Source organism: Salmonella sp. SAL04196 (assembly GCF_046550835.1).
In the GTDB taxonomy this organism is placed as follows: Bacteria; Pseudomonadota; Gammaproteobacteria; order Enterobacterales; family Enterobacteriaceae; genus Salmonella; species Salmonella enterica.
Genome location: NZ_JBGDXE010000001.1, coordinates 327,500 through 342,400, shown reverse-complemented (window position 1 = coordinate 342,400; position 14,901 = coordinate 327,500). Strand labels below are relative to the sequence as shown.

Below are 14,901 nucleotides of genomic sequence, written 5' to 3'. Positions count from 1 at the left end.
AAAATTGTCGCTTTTCCACACAAGCTGGAACTTAAAATCCGACGTCGGTCATGTAATGAAAAAAAACGACACCTTTTTTAGCCATTTTGCCCCCTTTGACAGCCGCCAGGAGTAATATCTAACAAAACGCGCTCGGTTTCGCGCATCATTGAAATCGCTAATACCCATGAGCCTTGCTAATCATGAATATGCTGGAAAAAGTCCAGTCTCAACTGGAACATTTAAGCAAATCTGAACGAAAAGTCGCCGATGTTATTCTGGCCGCCCCAGGCAGATCGATTCACTTAAGCATTGCCATGCTGGCCCAGGAAGCTAACGTTAGCGAGCCAACGGTGAACCGTTTCTGTCGCAGCATGAATACCCGCGGCTTTCCTGATTTTAAACTGCATCTGGCGCAAAGTCTGGCAAATGGCACCCCCTATGTTAATCGCAATGTGGATGAAGATGACAGCGTTGAGGCCTATACAGGAAAAATCTTCGAGTCCGCCATGGCCAGTCTCGACCATGTTCGCCAGTCGCTGGATAAATCGGCCGTCAACCGCGCCGTCGATTTACTGACCCAGGCAAAAAAAATCGCCTTTTTTGGTCTTGGTTCCTCCGCCGCAGTCGCGCATGACGCCATGAATAAGTTTTTTCGCTTCAATGTACCGGTGATTTACTCCGACGATATCGTGCTGCAACGGATGAGCTGTATGAATTGTAACGATGATGACGTCGTCGTGCTCATTTCGCATACTGGCAGAACCAAGAGCCTGGTGGAGCTGGCGCAGTTAGCGCGGGAAAACGATGCGATGGTGATCGCCCTGACCTCCGCTGGAACGCCGCTGGCGCGCGAAGCCACGCTGGCCATTACCCTCGACGTACCGGAAGATACAGACATTTATATGCCCATGGTCTCTCGACTTGCTCAGCTGACCGTGATAGATGTGCTGGCAACGGGATTTACTTTGCGTCGCGGGGCAAAATTCAGAGATAACTTGAAGCGTGTCAAGGAAGCGCTCAAGGAATCGCGTTTTGATAAAGAATTACTCATCAGGAGTGATGACCGCTAAAAGCAATAACAATGTTCTACCCTTTTCGTCATCCGGGGACGTTCATTTTATACCGTTAAGGTTTCAGAACGACCGGATCAATGTTCACGCAACACCAAGTTGTTTTAGTCAACGGAGTATTACATGTCCAGAAGGCTTCGCAGAACCAAAATCGTTACCACGTTAGGCCCGGCAACTGACCGCGATAACAACCTTGAGAAAGTTATCGCCGCGGGCGCAAACGTAGTACGTATGAACTTCTCTCACGGCTCGCCGGAAGATCATAAAATGCGTGCTGATAAAGTCCGTGAGATTGCCGCCAAACTGGGGCGTCATGTGGCTATTTTAGGCGACCTGCAAGGGCCAAAAATTCGCGTTTCCACTTTTAAAGAAGGCAAAGTGTTCCTCAATATCGGGGACAAATTTCTGTTAGACGCTAACCTGGGTAAAGGCGAAGGCGATAAAGAAAAAGTCGGCATTGATTACAAAGGGTTGCCGGCAGACGTCGTTCCTGGCGATATCCTGCTGCTTGACGATGGTCGAGTGCAGTTGAAAGTGCTTGAAGTCCAGGGCATGAAAGTCTTTACCGAGGTCACCGTCGGCGGTCCGCTGTCTAACAATAAAGGCATTAACAAGCTCGGCGGCGGGCTTTCTGCTGAAGCGCTGACCGAAAAAGACAAAGCCGATATTCAAACCGCTGCGCTGATAGGCGTTGACTATCTGGCTGTCTCCTTCCCGCGCTGCGGCGAAGATCTGAACTATGCACGCCGCCTGGCGCGCGACGCCGGCTGCGACGCGAAAATTGTGGCTAAGGTCGAACGCGCCGAAGCGGTATGCGATCAAAACGCCATGGACGATATCATTCTGGCCTCTGACGTTGTGATGGTCGCACGTGGCGACCTGGGCGTTGAAATCGGCGATCCGGAGCTGGTTGGTATCCAGAAGGCGCTGATTCGCCGTGCGCGTCAGCTAAACCGCGCAGTCATCACCGCAACGCAGATGATGGAGTCGATGATCACCAACCCGATGCCGACCCGTGCGGAAGTGATGGACGTGGCGAACGCCGTCCTGGATGGCACGGATGCGGTTATGCTGTCTGCCGAAACCGCAGCCGGTCAGTATCCTTCTGAAACCGTTGCCGCAATGGCGCGCGTCTGCCTGGGCGCAGAAAAAATCCCCAGCATCAATGTGTCTAAACACCGTCTCGACGTGCAGTTCGACAACGTTGAAGAAGCCATTGCCATGTCTGCGATGTATGCGGCAAACCATCTGAAAGGCGTTACCGCGATCATCACCATGACGGAATCCGGTCGTACCGCACTAATGACTTCCCGTATCAGCTCCGGCCTGCCGATTTTCGCCATGTCGCGCCATGAACGCACGCTGAACCTGACCGCGCTCTACCGCGGAGTAACGCCGGTGCATTTTGATAGCGCGGCTGATGGCGTTGTCGCGGCGCATGAAGCTGTTAATCTGCTGCGCGATAAAGGGTATCTGGTTTCCGGCGACCTGGTGATCGTGACTCAGGGCGATGTCATGAGCACCGTCGGCTCAACCAATACCACGCGTATTTTGACCGTTGAGTAAAACTCCTCCAGGCCTGTTCATCAGGTAGTACAGGGTTTGTCAGCATAAAGCCTCTCTTACGAGAGGCTTTATTTATTTGATGGGATAAAGATCTTTACGCTTATACGGCTGAATCTCGCCTGGCTTGCGGGTTTTGAGCAGCTTCAGGATCCAGGTGTACTGTTCCGGATGCGGGCCGACAAAAATTTCGACCTCTTCGTTCATCCGTCTGGCGATAGTGTGGTCGTCAGCCGTGAGCAGATCGTCCATGGGCGGGCGAATCTGGATAGTCAGGCGATGCGTTTTACCATTATACACCGGGAAAAGCGGTATCACGCGTGCGCGGCACACTTTCATCAGCCGACCAATCGCAGGCAGCGTCGCTTTGTATGTCGCAAAGAAATCAACGAATTCACTATGCTCCGGGCCGTGATCCTGGTCCGGCAGGTAGTAGCCCCAGTAGCCCTGACGAACAGACTGAATAAAGGGTTTAATCCCGTCATTACGCGCATGCAAACGTCCGCCGAAACGCCGACGCACGGTGTTCCAGATATAGTCAAAAACCGGATTACCCTGATTATGAAACATCGCCGCCATTTTTTGCCCCTGAGAAGCCATCAGCATGGCTGGAATGTCGACGCCCCAGCCATGCGGTACGAGAAAAATGACTTTTTCGTCGTTACGACGCATCTCCTCAATGATTTCCAGACCTTCCCAGTCAACACGCTGTTGAATTTTTTTCGGACCGCGCATCGCCAACTCAGCCATCATCGCCATTGCCTGTGGCGCGGTGGCGAACATCTCATCGACAATCGCTTCGCGCTCAGCTTCGCTACGCTGCGGAAAGCACAACGACAGATTAATTAGCGCCCGGCGACGAGAACTCTTCCCCAGCCGTCCGGCAAAACGCCCCAGCGTCGCCAGCAAAGGGTCGCGGAATGATGCCGGTGTTAATGCGATCCCCGCCATTGCCGCCGCGCCCAACCAGGCGCCCCAATACTGCGGATAGCGAAAGGATTTTTCGAACTCAGGGATATACTCACTATTATTTTTTTTGGTTTCCATGCTTTTCCAGGGTCTGCTGACGCGAAAAGGAATTGTGAATAGTGTAGCGACGTCTGCGTCTCACACAAAACAAAAAAGCCGGCACACATCGCGTACCGGCTCTGTCAGCGCATTTGTTAATCGAAGCGCAGTTGTGGCAGAACCTCTTTCACCTGTGCCAGGTATTCACGACGATCTGACCCCGTCAGACCTTCCGTGCGCGGCAATTTTGCTGTCAGAGGGTTAACGGCTTGCTGGTTGATCCATACCTCATAATGCAGATGCGGCCCTGTGGAGCGCCCGGTGTTACCAGAAAGCGCAATACGATCGCCACGTTTCACTTTTTGCCCCGGTTTCACCAGCAGCTTACGCAAGTGCATATAACGTGTGGTGTAGGTGCGTCCATGACGAATCGCAATGTAGTAACCGGCAGCGCCGCTACGTTTAGCGACCACGACCTCGCCATCCCCCACCGACAGCACCGGCGTACCCTGCGGCATCGCAAAGTCAACGCCACGATGCGGCGCAACGCGTCCGGTAACCGGGTTCAGACGGCGCGGATTGAAGTTGGAGGAGATGCGGAACTGTTTGGCGGTCGGGAAGCGTAAAAAGCCTTTCGCCAGGCCAACCCCGTTACGGTCATAGAATTTACCGTCAGCGGCGCGAATGGCGTAGTAATCTTTACCATCGGAACGCATCCGCACGCCCAACAACTGACTCTGTTCACGCTTGCCATCCAGCATCTCGCGCGACATCAGAACCGAAAATTCATCGCCCTTTTTCAGCTTGCGAAAATCCATCTGCCACTGCATGGCTTTTATCACTGCGCTGATTTCGCTGCTGGTTAAACCGGCCTCTTTCGCGCTGGCGACAAAGCTACCCCCTACCGTACCTTTCAGCAGACTGTTGACCCAGTCCCCCTGCTGCATTTCACTGCTCATTTTAAAACCGTTGGCAGTGCGATCGTAGGTACGCGTTTCACGGCGGGAGACTTCCCATGTCAGACGCTGTAAATCGCCATCGGCGGTCAGTGTCCAGGAAAGCTGTTGGCCAATTTTCAGATTGCGCAGCTCCTTATCAGAAGCGGCAAGTCGGCTAATATCGCTCATATCGATGCCGTACTGATTCAGAATGCTGCTTAACGTATCGCCTGTGGAGACGACGTATTCATGGACGCCGACTTCGCCTGCGGTTTTATCGTCCAGCTCATCCTGAGGAATAGCTTCATCTTCCTGCGCGGCCTGATCGATGGGTTCGCTGGCCTCCGGTAAGAGGGAACGAATCTCGCTTTTCTCCAGTTCAATAGTTTTAACGATTGGTGCGGATTCTGGGTGGTAAACATAGGGCCGCCATACGGCGACGGCCAGTGTCAGAACGGTAAGTGACCCCAGCATAACGCGGTGGGGTCGGGGCAGATTATTAAATGCCAGGGCGACAGAGCGGGCTATCTGTTGCACGTATTCACTTCCTCGTTAATCTCCTTTCAGGCAGCTCGCATACTGGTTGGCTAATTGGCTTAAAAACGCTGAATAGCTTGTTTTACCCAGTTTAATGTTCGTCCCGAGGGGGTCCAGTGTTCCCATTCGAACGGATGTCCCTCTCGCCACGGCTTCCACGACCGCTGGCCTGAATTGTGGCTCAGCAAAAACGCAGGTTGCTTTTTGCTCAACCAACTGTGTTCTTATTTCATGTAAACGCTGCGCGCCAGGTTGTATCTCAGGGTTCACGGTAAAGTGACCGAGCGGGGTGAGTCCGTAGTGTTTTTCGTAGTAACCGTAGGCGTCATGAAAAACGAAATACCCTTTCCCCTTGAGCGGCGCGAGCTCGTTACCGACCTGTTTATCGGTTGCGGCTAATTGTGCCTCAAAATCCTTCAGGTTGGCGTCGAGTTTGGCTCGACTTTGCGGCATAAGTTCCACTAATTTTTCATGGATTGCAACCGCTGTAGCCCGCGCTATCTCTGGGGAGAGCCAAAGATGCATGTTATATTCGCCGTGATGGTGATGTACGTCACCTTTTTCCTCATCGGTGCCCGTATGCGCATGTTCATCCTCATCATCATCCGCGCCCTTCATGAGTAACGGTTTTACATCGGCAAGTTGCGCAATGGTAACCTGCTTATTATCAGGGATATTCCTGACCGACTTCTCCATAAAGGCTTCCATTTCCGGGCCAACCCAGACGACTAAGTCCGCGCCCTGTAAGCGTTTTACGTCTGATGGACGCAATGAATAATCATGCTCGGATGCCCCATCCGGAAGTAATACTTGCGTATCCGTAACGCCATCAGCAATGGCGGAAGCGATAAACCCAAGTGGTTTAAGCGAAGCGACAACGGCGGCGTCGGCAGCCTGGGTTGCACTCCCCCAAAGCGCGGCGGATAATGCTGCGAAAAGAAGCGTATTTTTCTGTAACATAATGCGACTAATCATCGTAATGAATGTGTGAAATGTGATATTATAACATTCTATCACTTCTGCAAGCCTAAAATTAACATGACAAGTTTAGTTTCACTGGAAAACGTCTCGGTCTCATTTGGTCAACGCCGCGTCCTCTCTGACGTGTCGCTTGAATTGAGCCCCGGAAAAATTTTAACGCTTCTCGGCCCTAACGGCGCGGGGAAGTCAACGCTTGTACGCGTGGTTTTAGGACTGGTAGCCCCTGATGATGGGGTGATCAAGCGCAACGGGCAACTCCGTATCGGCTATGTCCCGCAAAAGCTCTATCTCGATACCACGCTTCCGCTGACGGTAAACCGGTTTTTACGTTTACGTCCCGGCACGCAAAAAACGGATATTCTCCCGGCGCTTAAACGCGTTCAGGCCGGACATTTGATTGACGCGCCCATGCAAAAACTCTCCGGCGGTGAGGCACAGCGCGTACTGCTGGCGCGTGCTCTGCTTAACAGGCCGCAGTTGCTGGTACTTGATGAGCCGACGCAAGGCGTGGATGTCAACGGCCAGGTCGCGTTATACGACCTTATCGATCAGCTGCGCCGTGAACTCGATTGCGCCGTGCTGATGGTGTCGCATGACCTACATCTGGTCATGGCAAAGACGGATGAAGTGTTATGTCTGAACCATCATATTTGCTGTTCCGGCGCGCCGGAAGTGGTGTCTATGCATCCGGAATTTATCTCTATGTTTGGCCCGCGAGGCGCGGAGCAATTAGGGATTTATCGCCATCATCATAATCATCGCCACGATTTACAGGGTCGTATTGTACTGCGCCGGGGAAATGGTCACTCATGATTGAATTATTACTGCCCGGCTGGCTGGCCGGGATGATGCTGGCCTGCGCCGCTGGTCCTTTGGGCTCATTTGTGGTCTGGCGTCGGATGTCCTATTTTGGCGATACGCTGGCTCACGCGTCGCTTCTGGGCGTGGCGTTTGGCCTGTTGCTGGACGTTAACCCCTTTTATGCGGTAATCGCCGTTACGCTGCTGCTGGCCGCCGGTCTGGTATGGCTGGAGAAACGCCCTCACCTCGCGATTGATACCTTACTGGGCATTATGGCGCACAGCGCCTTATCTTTAGGACTGGTCGTGGTCAGCCTGATGTCCAATGTCCGCGTTGATTTAATGGCTTATCTGTTTGGCGATTTGCTGGCCGTCACGCCGGAAGATCTTATCTCGATCGCTATTGGGGTCGTTATTGTGCTGGCCATTCTCTTCTGGCAGTGGCGCAACTTGCTGTCAATGACTATCAGTCCGGATCTTGCCTTTGTCGATGGCGTGAAGTTACAGCGCGTGAAGCTGCTATTGATGCTGGTAACGGCGTTAACTATCGGCGTGGCGATGAAGTTTGTCGGAGCGCTGATCATTACGTCGCTACTGATTATCCCCGCCGCAACCGCGCGTCGCTTTGCCCGTACGCCGGAACAGATGGCGGGCGTCGCCGTTGGTGTAGGTATGATAGCGGTTACAGGTGGACTGACCTTCTCAGCCTTTTATGATACCCCGGCAGGGCCATCCGTAGTGCTGTGTGCCGCGCTGCTGTTTATCTTCAGTATGATGAAAAAGCAGGCAAGCTAAGCGTGTGTTGCCCGGTGGCGCTGCGCTTACCGGGCCTACAAAATCGCCCAGGTCTGATGAGCGCAGCGACTTCAGGCGCTAAGGCATCTCTGGCGGCGTGATCCCGAAATGGTTCCAGGCGCGCACCGTTGCCATACGCCCACGCGGCGTGCGCTGCAAAAAGCCTTGCTGAATCAGATACGGCTCCAGCACATCCTCAATGGTTTCACGCTCTTCGCCAATCGCCGCCGCCAGGTTATCCAGGCCGACCGGTCCACCGAAGAATTTATCAATAACCGCCAGCAGCAGCTTGCGATCCATATAGTCAAACCCTTCCGCATCGACGTTCAGCATATCCAGCGCCTGTGCGGCAATTTCCGCTGAAATAGCCCCGTCATGCTTCACCTCGGCGAAATCACGCACACGTCTGAGCAGGCGGTTGGCTATACGCGGCGTACCGCGCGCCCGACGCGCCACTTCCAGCGCGCCGTCATCGCTCATCTCAAGCCCCATGTGCCTTGCGCTGCGCCCGACGATGTGCTGCAGATCGGGCACCTGGTAGAACTCCAGGCGCTGCACAATACCAAAACGGTCGCGTAGCGGCGAGGTCAGCGAACCTGCTCGCGTCGTCGCGCCAATGAGCGTAAACGGCGGCAGATCGATCTTAATGGAACGTGCAGCAGGCCCTTCGCCAATCATAATATCCAGCTGGTAATCTTCCATCGCCGGATAGAGTACTTCTTCCACCACCGGTGAAAGCCGGTGAATCTCATCAATAAACAGCACATCATGCGGTTCAAGATTGGTGAGCATAGCCGCCAGATCGCCTGCTTTTTCCAGCACCGGGCCGGACGTGGTTCGGAGATTGACGCCCATTTCATTGGCAACGATATTCGCCAGAGTCGTCTTACCTAACCCTGGCGGGCCGAAAATCAGCAAGTGATCTAGTGCGTCGCCACGCAGTTTTGCCGCCTGAATAAAGATCTCCATCTGGGAGCGCACCTGCGGTTGGCCGACATATTCCGCCAATAACTTTGGGCGAATGGCGCGATCGGCGACGTCTTCTGCGATCGTGGCGCCTGCTGAAATCAGGCGATCTGCTTCTATCATCCTTTACCTCATAACGCGGCGCGTAACGCGTCGCGAATCAGTGTTTCACTGCTTGCATCCGGACGGGCGATCTTGCTTACCATCCGACTGGCTTCTTGCGGTTTATAACCCAGCGCCACCAGCGCAGCAACTGCTTCTTGTTCTGCATCTTCCGAGCCTGGGCTGGCCGGCGATGTCAATACCAGATCGACCGCTGGCGTAAAGAGATCGCCATGTAGCCCTTTAAAGCGGTCTTTCATTTCGACAATCAGCCTTTCGGCGGTTTTCTTGCCGATACCCGGCAGCTTCACCAGTGCGCCAAGCTCTTCGCGCTCAACCGCATTCACAAACTGCTGCGCCGACATGCCGGAGAGAATCGCCAGCGCCAGCTTAGGCCCGACGCCATTCGTTTTAATTAGCTCTTTAAACAGCGTGCGCTCTTGCTTATTGTTGAATCCGTACAGCAACTGCGCATCTTCACGCACCACAAAGTGGGTGAAGACGATTGCCTCCTGCCCGGCCTCCGGCAGCTCGTAAAAGCAGGTCATAGGCATATGTACTTCATAGCCTACGCCCCCTGTCTCCAGCAGCACGATCGGGGGTTGTTTTTCGAGAATAATGCCTCTGAGTCTGCCTATCACATGACGCTCCTGCGTAAAGGGCTGAAAAGATAATGCACTATCATAAAAAAAGACTGGATGTTTATCCAGATGAAAAACACGTATCCCGATATTTCTCTACTCCGACATCCCGCGATGGTTAACGACGGGTACGCTCCCCGCTGCGTACAAAATAAGTCGTACACTCATTGACAACTTTTTGCGTCCTACGCGAATAACTTTTGCCAACATGCCGTGGCGCACGTTCGGTAGTCTTCAATAATGAGTATCCTGATAACACTAATACTGTATCCAGTACGAATGCCAACAGCGGAACATCGGGCCTCCCAAAAACAGACCCGAGAATAGATGTAATAATATTAACCACTAGCGCTGAATTTAATCGCATGTTGTTTTATCATCGCGCATAACAGATTTTAATTCACCATGACACAATAAATATTGTGCAAACTCATTTTTCATGCCATCGAAATTCACGGCTGGCATCCCTTCTGAATAATTATAATAAATATTCACATACTCTTCGCTACTAAAAAGTGCCTGTCGTTTTGCTGCTAACCCACGACCTTTTGCTGCAATATACTGGAAGCAGTGGCCGCTGGCGCCACAGCTCCGCCCATCATCAACAATATATATATCGGCAGCGTTAAACAACTGTTCCAGCCAGCACTGGCGAATCGTTCCGGCCGCACAAACCAAAAATAATGATGCGCTAATCATCCACCCGGATTTTTTTACCGATGTCATAGCCAGGAAAGCCATAAAGCACGCTGCCTGCAGGCACAAAACCAGTTCTTTATTCCCGGCAACCAAATGCCACTGGTTAAATACTAAGGTAATGAAAACTGAACTCAATGTTGCCAACAGTCTGGTTCTGAACCGCCTGGCAGGGAGAAGTAAAAATAATAATGAAATCGTCCCTGGCTTTAATAAAAAAACAACGGTATTAGCCTCCGCCATATCAATACTCAAACAATAACAAAAACTAATAAACAGATGAAGGATAATAGCAACAAAAATATAAGGAAAATAAAACACCCAGCCTATTCTCATTGGTTTATCATCAACCACGTCATACTCCCTGTCAATATAAGAGATCAGATGATGAGAAATTTACCACCTTAATTCCTCCCCCAGATATATTTACGACATTAATTCCAATAAATGAAATATTCACCATACATATTTCGATGACACTAAGGCTTGTCATTTATCTGGTATAATGCTAACTACCCTGTAGAATAAATAAAAGGAATTTATTTCAAATAATGGAATGCAGAGATGAAAAAACATTATCCTGTCCAATATGAAACCGGGGATATCGTCTTTACCTGTATAGGTGCCGCGCTTTTCGGCCAGATATCCACCGCTTCACAGTGCTGGAGCAACCATGTTGGGATTATTATTGGTCATAATGGTGATGACTATCTGGTGGCGGAAAGCCGCGTCCCCCTCTCAACCGTCACCACGCTGTCACTGTTTATACAACGTTCAGCCGGACAACGTTACGCGGTTCGTCGCCTGTGCGGCGGCCTGACGGTCGAACAGAAACTCGCCATCATGGAGCAGGTTCCCGCCCGGCTGAATAAGTTTTATCACACGGGGTTTAAATACGAGTCATCACGCCAGTTCTGCTCGAAATTTGTGTTTGATATCTATAAAGAAGCATTGTGTATTCCGGTAGGCGATATTGAGACATTCGAAGAATTACTTCACAGCAATCCTGATGCGAAACTCGCCTTCTGGAAGTTCTGGTTTTTAGGTTCAATCCCGTGGGATCGTAAGACGGTGACGCCCGCCAGCCTGTGGCAACATCCCAATTTAGAATTAATTAGCGCCTGTGGAATTGAAACCCCTCAACGCGAGGCTGAGGGAGAATGATTTAGCGCAACCTTCCCCGCGCCAGATTGAGTCGGCTCTCGCTCATTTGCATCGCGTTCTGGCTAACGTGGCAATGCGTAATGGCGATAGCCAGCGCATCCGCGGCATCGGCCTGCGGGTTAGCGGGCAGTTTGAGCAACGTGCGCACCATATGCTGAACCTGGCTTTTTTCCGCGCTACCAATACCGACGACGGTTTGCTTCACCTGACGCGCCGCGTATTCAAACACGGGCAGTTCCTGATTGACCGCGGCGACAATCGCGACGCCGCGCGCCTGTCCCAGCTTGAGGGCTGAGTCGGCATTTTTCGCCATAAACACCTGTTCGATAGCAAAATAGTCCGGCTGGAACTGCGTGATGATTTCCGTCACGCCTGCGTATATAAGCTTCAAACGAGACGGCAAATCATCGACTTTGGTGCGAATACATCCGCTGCCCAGATAGGTCAGTTGTCTGCCTACCTGGCGGATAACGCCATAACCGGTAATGCGCGAGCCGGGGTCAATACCGAGAATAATCGACACGCTATACCCCCTGCCCGCCGGCGTTTAACAGCACCATTACAGGGTCGCCGCCACCTCATCAGAGATCTCACCGTTATGGTAGACTTCCTGAACATCGTCACAGTCTTCCAGCATATCGATCAGACGTAGCAGTTTCGGCGCGGTTTCCGCATCCATATCCGCTTTAGTTGACGGGATCATGGACACTTCGGCGCTGTCTGCTTTCAGACCCGCCGCTTCCAGCGCGTCACGCACTTTGCCCATCTCTTCCCAGGCAGTGTAAACATCAATCGCGCCATCATCATAGGTCACAACATCTTCCGCGCCGGCTTCCAGAGCGGCTTCCATGATGGTGTCTTCATCGCCTTTCTCAAAGGAGATGACCCCTTTCTTACTGAACAGGTACGCCACTGAGCCATCGGTACCCAGATTACCGCCGCACTTGCTAAAAGCATGACGCACTTCCGCTACGGTACGGTTACGGTTGTCACTCAGACACTCAATCATAATGGCCGTGCCGCCAGGACCATAACCTTCATAGATGATGGTTTCCATGTTCGAGTCTTCATCACCACCCACACCGCGAGCGATGGCACGGTTCAGAGTGTCGCGGGTCATGTTGTTGGCCAGCGCTTTATCTACAGCCGCGCGCAGACGCGGGTTGGCATCCGGATCGCCGCCGCCCAATTTAGCTGCCGTTACCAGTTCACGAATAATTTTAGTGAAGATTTTACCGCGCTTGGCATCCTGCGCAGCTTTACGATGTCTGGTGTTGGCCCATTTACTATGACCTGCCATAAATATTTCCTCAAAAAAAGCGCGCCTTTTCAGGCGACGTTAATGACAAACTCTTCAATCGCTTGCCGGTTACTCCAGGACTTGGTAAGCGCCGCCGCGTCAGGCGCATCAAGCCACTGGTACGTCAGATGTTCAGTGAATATCACCTGCCGCTCATGCGGTAACGCAAGGCAGAACCAGAATTCTGTATTGTGCATAACGCCCGGCGCATAGCGATGACGTAAATGTGAAAAAATTTCAAACTCCACCGTACGTTGGCAGTCGATTAAGGTCAGTTGCTCTGCCGAAACATCAATCGTGACCTCTTCTTTGACTTCACGTACGGCGGCCTGCAACGCGGTCTCCCCTTCTTCTATGCTGCCAGTCACTGACTGCCAAAAATCCGGGTCATCGCGTCGCTGCAACATTAGCACCCGTTTCGTATCCTGCGCGAAAATAACCACCAGGACCGAAACGGGGCGCTTGTACACTTTATCCTTCACGCGACCTCGTTGTTGGCTGTTGGGTGACGCCGCGCATTGATGAGACTCGCCCTTGCGGGCCGCCGCGATATCACGCGAATGATGTCGTGTACATTGTTCATATCAGTTATTCTCGGCTTTCTTCACAACCTGAATCCCTAACTCCGTCAACGCTGCCTGGTTGGCGAAACTCGGCGCTTCGGTCATCAGACACGCGGCGGCGGTCGTTTTCGGGAAGGCGATAACATCACGAATATTATCGGTGCCGGTCAACAGCATGGTCAGACGGTCCAGACCAAACGCCAGGCCCGCATGCGGCGGCGTACCGTATTTCAACGCATCCAACAGGAAGCCGAACTTCTCGCGCTGCTCCTGCTCATTGATACCGAGAATACCAAATACGGTTTGCTGCATTTCACCGTTGTGAATACGCACCGAACCGCCGCCAACTTCATAGCCGTTAATCACCATATCGTAAGCGTTAGCGACGGCTTCTTCCGGCGCAGTTTTCAGTTCAGACGCCGTCATGTCACGCGGAGCGGTAAACGGATGGTGCATCGCGGTCAGACCGCCTTCGCCGTCGTCTTCGAACATCGGGAAGTCAATCACCCACAGCGGCGCCCATTTGTCTTCGTCGGTCAGGTTCAGGTCTTTGCCCAGTTTCAGACGCAGCGCGCCCAGCGCATCGGCAACCACTTTTTTGTTATCTGCGCCGAAGAAGATCATGTCGCCGTCCTGCGCGCCGGTACGTTCAAGGATAGCGTCGACGATGTCGGCGGTCAGGAACTTGGCCACCGGACTGTTAATCCCGTCCAGACCTTTCGCGCGTTCGTTAACTTTGATATACGCCAGGCCCTTCGCGCCGTAGATCTTAACAAAGTTACCGTAATCGTCGATCTGCTTACGACTAAGCTGTGCGCCGCCAGGCACACGCAGTGCTGCCACGCGGCCTTTCGGATCGTTAGCCGGGCCCGCGAAGACCGCGAACTCTACCGATTTCAGCAGGTCAGCGACATCTACCAGCTCCATCGGGTTACGCAGGTCTGGTTTGTCGGAACCGTAGCGACGTTCCGCTTCGGCAAACGTCATGACCGGGAAATCCCCCAGATCCACGCCTTTCACTTCCAGCCACAAATGGCGCACCAGCGCTTCCATCACTTCGCGCACCTGTGGCGCGGTCATGAAGGAGGTCTCGACGTCGATCTGAGTAAACTCCGGCTGACGGTCAGCACGTAAGTCTTCATCACGGAAGCATTTGACTATCTGATAGTAACGGTCGAAACCGGACATCATCAGGAGCTGTTTGAACAGCTGCGGCGACTGCGGCAGCGCGTAGAATTTACCTTTGTGCACGCGCGAAGGCACCAGATAGTCGCGCGCGCCTTCCGGCGTGGCTTTGGTCAGCATCGGCGTTTCAATATCAAGGAAACCGTGATCGTCCATAAAACGACGCACCAGGCTGGTAATTTTGGCGCGGGTTTTCAGGCGCAGCGCCATTTCCGGACGACGCAAATCCAGATAGCGGTACTTGAGACGCGCCTCTTCGGTATTAACGTGGTTAGCGTCAAGCGGCAGTGAGTCTGCGCGGTTGATGATAGTGAGAGAGGACGCCAGCACTTCAATTTCGCCGGTCGCCATATCCGCATTGACGTTTTTCGCGTCACGCGCACGCACGGTGCCCGTAACCTGAATGCAGAACTCATTACGCAGTTCAGAGGCCAGCTTTAACGCGTCCGCACGATCCGGATCGAAGAACACCTGCACAATACCTTCGCGGTCGCGCATATCGATAAAGATCAGGCTGCCAAGATCACGACGACGGTTGACCCAACCACACAGAGTCACCTGCTGCCCCACGTGGGACAGACGTAGCTGTCCGCAATATTCTGTACGCATG

General features: G+C 52.7%; 15 protein-coding genes. 5 read left to right on the top strand and 10 right to left on the bottom strand.

What is annotated here, in order from left to right; all coding sequences use genetic code 11:
• The first annotated feature begins 182 nt into the window (after positions 1-182).
• The gene (locus ACLJPE_RS01735; protein WP_001056719.1) at positions 183-1,052 is read left to right on the top strand and encodes a MurR/RpiR family transcriptional regulator; all 870 of its coding nucleotides are present in this window, start codon (positions 183-185) and stop codon (positions 1,050-1,052) included.
• A gap of 123 nt (positions 1,053-1,175) precedes the next feature.
• Positions 1,176-2,618, top strand: a complete 1,443-nt coding sequence (gene pyk, locus ACLJPE_RS01730) for a pyruvate kinase (RefSeq protein ID WP_000091156.1) — start codon at positions 1,176-1,178, stop codon at positions 2,616-2,618.
• Between the two features lie 72 nt (positions 2,619-2,690).
• Here the strand turns inward: pyk and lpxM are convergent, their stop codons facing one another.
• The 3 genes from lpxM to znuA all read right to left on the bottom strand — a co-directional run bounded on the left by lpxM (position 2,691) and on the right by znuA (position 6,058).
• Positions 2,691-3,662, bottom strand: a complete 972-nt coding sequence (gene lpxM, locus ACLJPE_RS01725) for a lauroyl-Kdo(2)-lipid IV(A) myristoyltransferase (RefSeq protein WP_000448401.1) — start codon at positions 3,660-3,662, stop codon at positions 2,691-2,693.
• A gap of 116 nt (positions 3,663-3,778) precedes the next feature.
• Positions 3,779-5,098, bottom strand: coding sequence for a murein DD-endopeptidase MepM (gene mepM / locus ACLJPE_RS01720; RefSeq protein ID WP_001184028.1), 1,320 nt, complete (start codon positions 5,096-5,098; stop codon positions 3,779-3,781).
• A gap of 15 nt (positions 5,099-5,113) precedes the next feature.
• Complete coding sequence (gene znuA / locus ACLJPE_RS01715; RefSeq protein WP_023233026.1) at positions 5,114-6,058, bottom strand: zinc ABC transporter substrate-binding protein ZnuA; 945 nt, start codon at positions 6,056-6,058, stop codon at positions 5,114-5,116.
• A 78-nt stretch (positions 6,059-6,136) separates the two neighbouring features.
• Here znuA and znuC point away from each other — a divergent pair, with 78 nt between their 5' ends.
• Positions 6,137-6,892: a zinc ABC transporter ATP-binding protein ZnuC gene (gene znuC, locus ACLJPE_RS01710; protein WP_023233027.1), complete on the top strand. Its 756-nt coding sequence runs from the start codon at positions 6,137-6,139 to the stop codon at positions 6,890-6,892.
• Positions 6,889-7,674: a zinc ABC transporter permease subunit ZnuB gene (gene znuB / locus ACLJPE_RS01705; protein ID WP_000571508.1), complete on the top strand. Its 786-nt coding sequence runs from the start codon at positions 6,889-6,891 to the stop codon at positions 7,672-7,674. The genes znuC and znuB overlap by 4 nt, the downstream gene beginning before the upstream one ends.
• 78 nt (positions 7,675-7,752) lie before the next feature.
• On the opposite strand, the gene ruvB is transcribed toward znuB, so the two are convergent.
• The 3 genes from ruvB to ACLJPE_RS01690 form a co-directional block, all read right to left on the bottom strand.
• The gene (ruvB, locus tag ACLJPE_RS01700) at positions 7,753-8,763 is read right to left on the bottom strand and encodes a Holliday junction branch migration DNA helicase RuvB (protein WP_000568504.1); all 1,011 of its coding nucleotides are present in this window, start codon (positions 8,761-8,763) and stop codon (positions 7,753-7,755) included.
• A gap of 8 nt (positions 8,764-8,771) precedes the next feature.
• Positions 8,772-9,383 (bottom strand): Holliday junction branch migration protein RuvA, encoded by a 612-nt coding sequence (gene ruvA, locus ACLJPE_RS01695; RefSeq protein ID WP_000580333.1) that lies wholly within the window; start codon positions 9,381-9,383, stop codon positions 8,772-8,774.
• 357 nt (positions 9,384-9,740) lie between these two features.
• Positions 9,741-10,433: a hypothetical protein gene (locus ACLJPE_RS01690; RefSeq protein ID WP_023233028.1), complete on the bottom strand. Its 693-nt coding sequence runs from the start codon at positions 10,431-10,433 to the stop codon at positions 9,741-9,743.
• Between the two features lie 210 nt (positions 10,434-10,643).
• On the opposite strand from ACLJPE_RS01690, the gene ACLJPE_RS01685 reads away from it, so the two are divergent.
• The gene (locus ACLJPE_RS01685) at positions 10,644-11,243 is read left to right on the top strand and encodes a YebB family permuted papain-like enzyme (protein WP_000716739.1); all 600 of its coding nucleotides are present in this window, start codon (positions 10,644-10,646) and stop codon (positions 11,241-11,243) included.
• Position 11,244: 1 nt separating this feature from the next.
• Here ACLJPE_RS01685 and ruvC read toward each other — a convergent pair whose 3' ends face one another.
• From ruvC to aspS, 4 genes are all read right to left on the bottom strand, one after another.
• Positions 11,245-11,766, bottom strand: coding sequence for a crossover junction endodeoxyribonuclease RuvC (gene ruvC, locus ACLJPE_RS01680; protein ID WP_000022509.1), 522 nt, complete (start codon positions 11,764-11,766; stop codon positions 11,245-11,247).
• Between the two features lie 36 nt (positions 11,767-11,802).
• Positions 11,803-12,543 carry a YebC/PmpR family DNA-binding transcriptional regulator gene (locus tag ACLJPE_RS01675; RefSeq protein WP_000907242.1) on the bottom strand — a complete coding sequence of 247 codons (741 nt, stop codon included), beginning with the start codon at positions 12,541-12,543 and terminating at the stop codon, positions 11,803-11,805.
• A gap of 29 nt (positions 12,544-12,572) precedes the next feature.
• Positions 12,573-13,025, bottom strand: a complete 453-nt coding sequence (gene nudB / locus ACLJPE_RS01670; RefSeq protein WP_023213138.1) for a dihydroneopterin triphosphate diphosphatase — start codon at positions 13,023-13,025, stop codon at positions 12,573-12,575.
• 102 nt (positions 13,026-13,127) lie between these two features.
• Positions 13,128-14,900: an aspartate--tRNA ligase gene (gene aspS / locus ACLJPE_RS01665; RefSeq protein ID WP_023233029.1), complete on the bottom strand. Its 1,773-nt coding sequence runs from the start codon at positions 14,898-14,900 to the stop codon at positions 13,128-13,130.
• Position 14,901 lies beyond the last annotated feature (1 nt).

What these genes read in the sequence shown, in the direction of transcription:
- znuA (WP_023233026.1), bottom strand. Translation starts at nt 6,058, where the DNA reads ATGTTACAGAAAAATACGCTTCTTTTCGCAGCATTATCCGCCGCGCTT.
- ACLJPE_RS01685 (WP_000716739.1), top strand. Translation starts at nt 10,644, where the DNA reads ATGAAAAAACATTATCCTGTCCAATATGAAACCGGGGATATCGTCTTT.
- aspS (WP_023233029.1), bottom strand. Translation starts at nt 14,900, where the DNA reads ATGCGTACAGAATATTGCGGACAGCTACGTCTGTCCCACGTGGGGCAG.
- pyk (WP_000091156.1), top strand. Translation starts at nt 1,176, where the DNA reads ATGTCCAGAAGGCTTCGCAGAACCAAAATCGTTACCACGTTAGGCCCG.
- ACLJPE_RS01675 (WP_000907242.1), bottom strand. Translation starts at nt 12,543, where the DNA reads ATGGCAGGTCATAGTAAATGGGCCAACACCAGACATCGTAAAGCTGCG.
- znuB (WP_000571508.1), top strand. Translation starts at nt 6,889, where the DNA reads ATGATTGAATTATTACTGCCCGGCTGGCTGGCCGGGATGATGCTGGCC.
- ACLJPE_RS01735 (WP_001056719.1), top strand. Translation starts at nt 183, where the DNA reads ATGAATATGCTGGAAAAAGTCCAGTCTCAACTGGAACATTTAAGCAAA.
- lpxM (WP_000448401.1), bottom strand. Translation starts at nt 3,662, where the DNA reads ATGGAAACCAAAAAAAATAATAGTGAGTATATCCCTGAGTTCGAAAAA.
- ruvB (WP_000568504.1), bottom strand. Translation starts at nt 8,763, where the DNA reads ATGATAGAAGCAGATCGCCTGATTTCAGCAGGCGCCACGATCGCAGAA.
- znuC (WP_023233027.1), top strand. Translation starts at nt 6,137, where the DNA reads ATGACAAGTTTAGTTTCACTGGAAAACGTCTCGGTCTCATTTGGTCAA.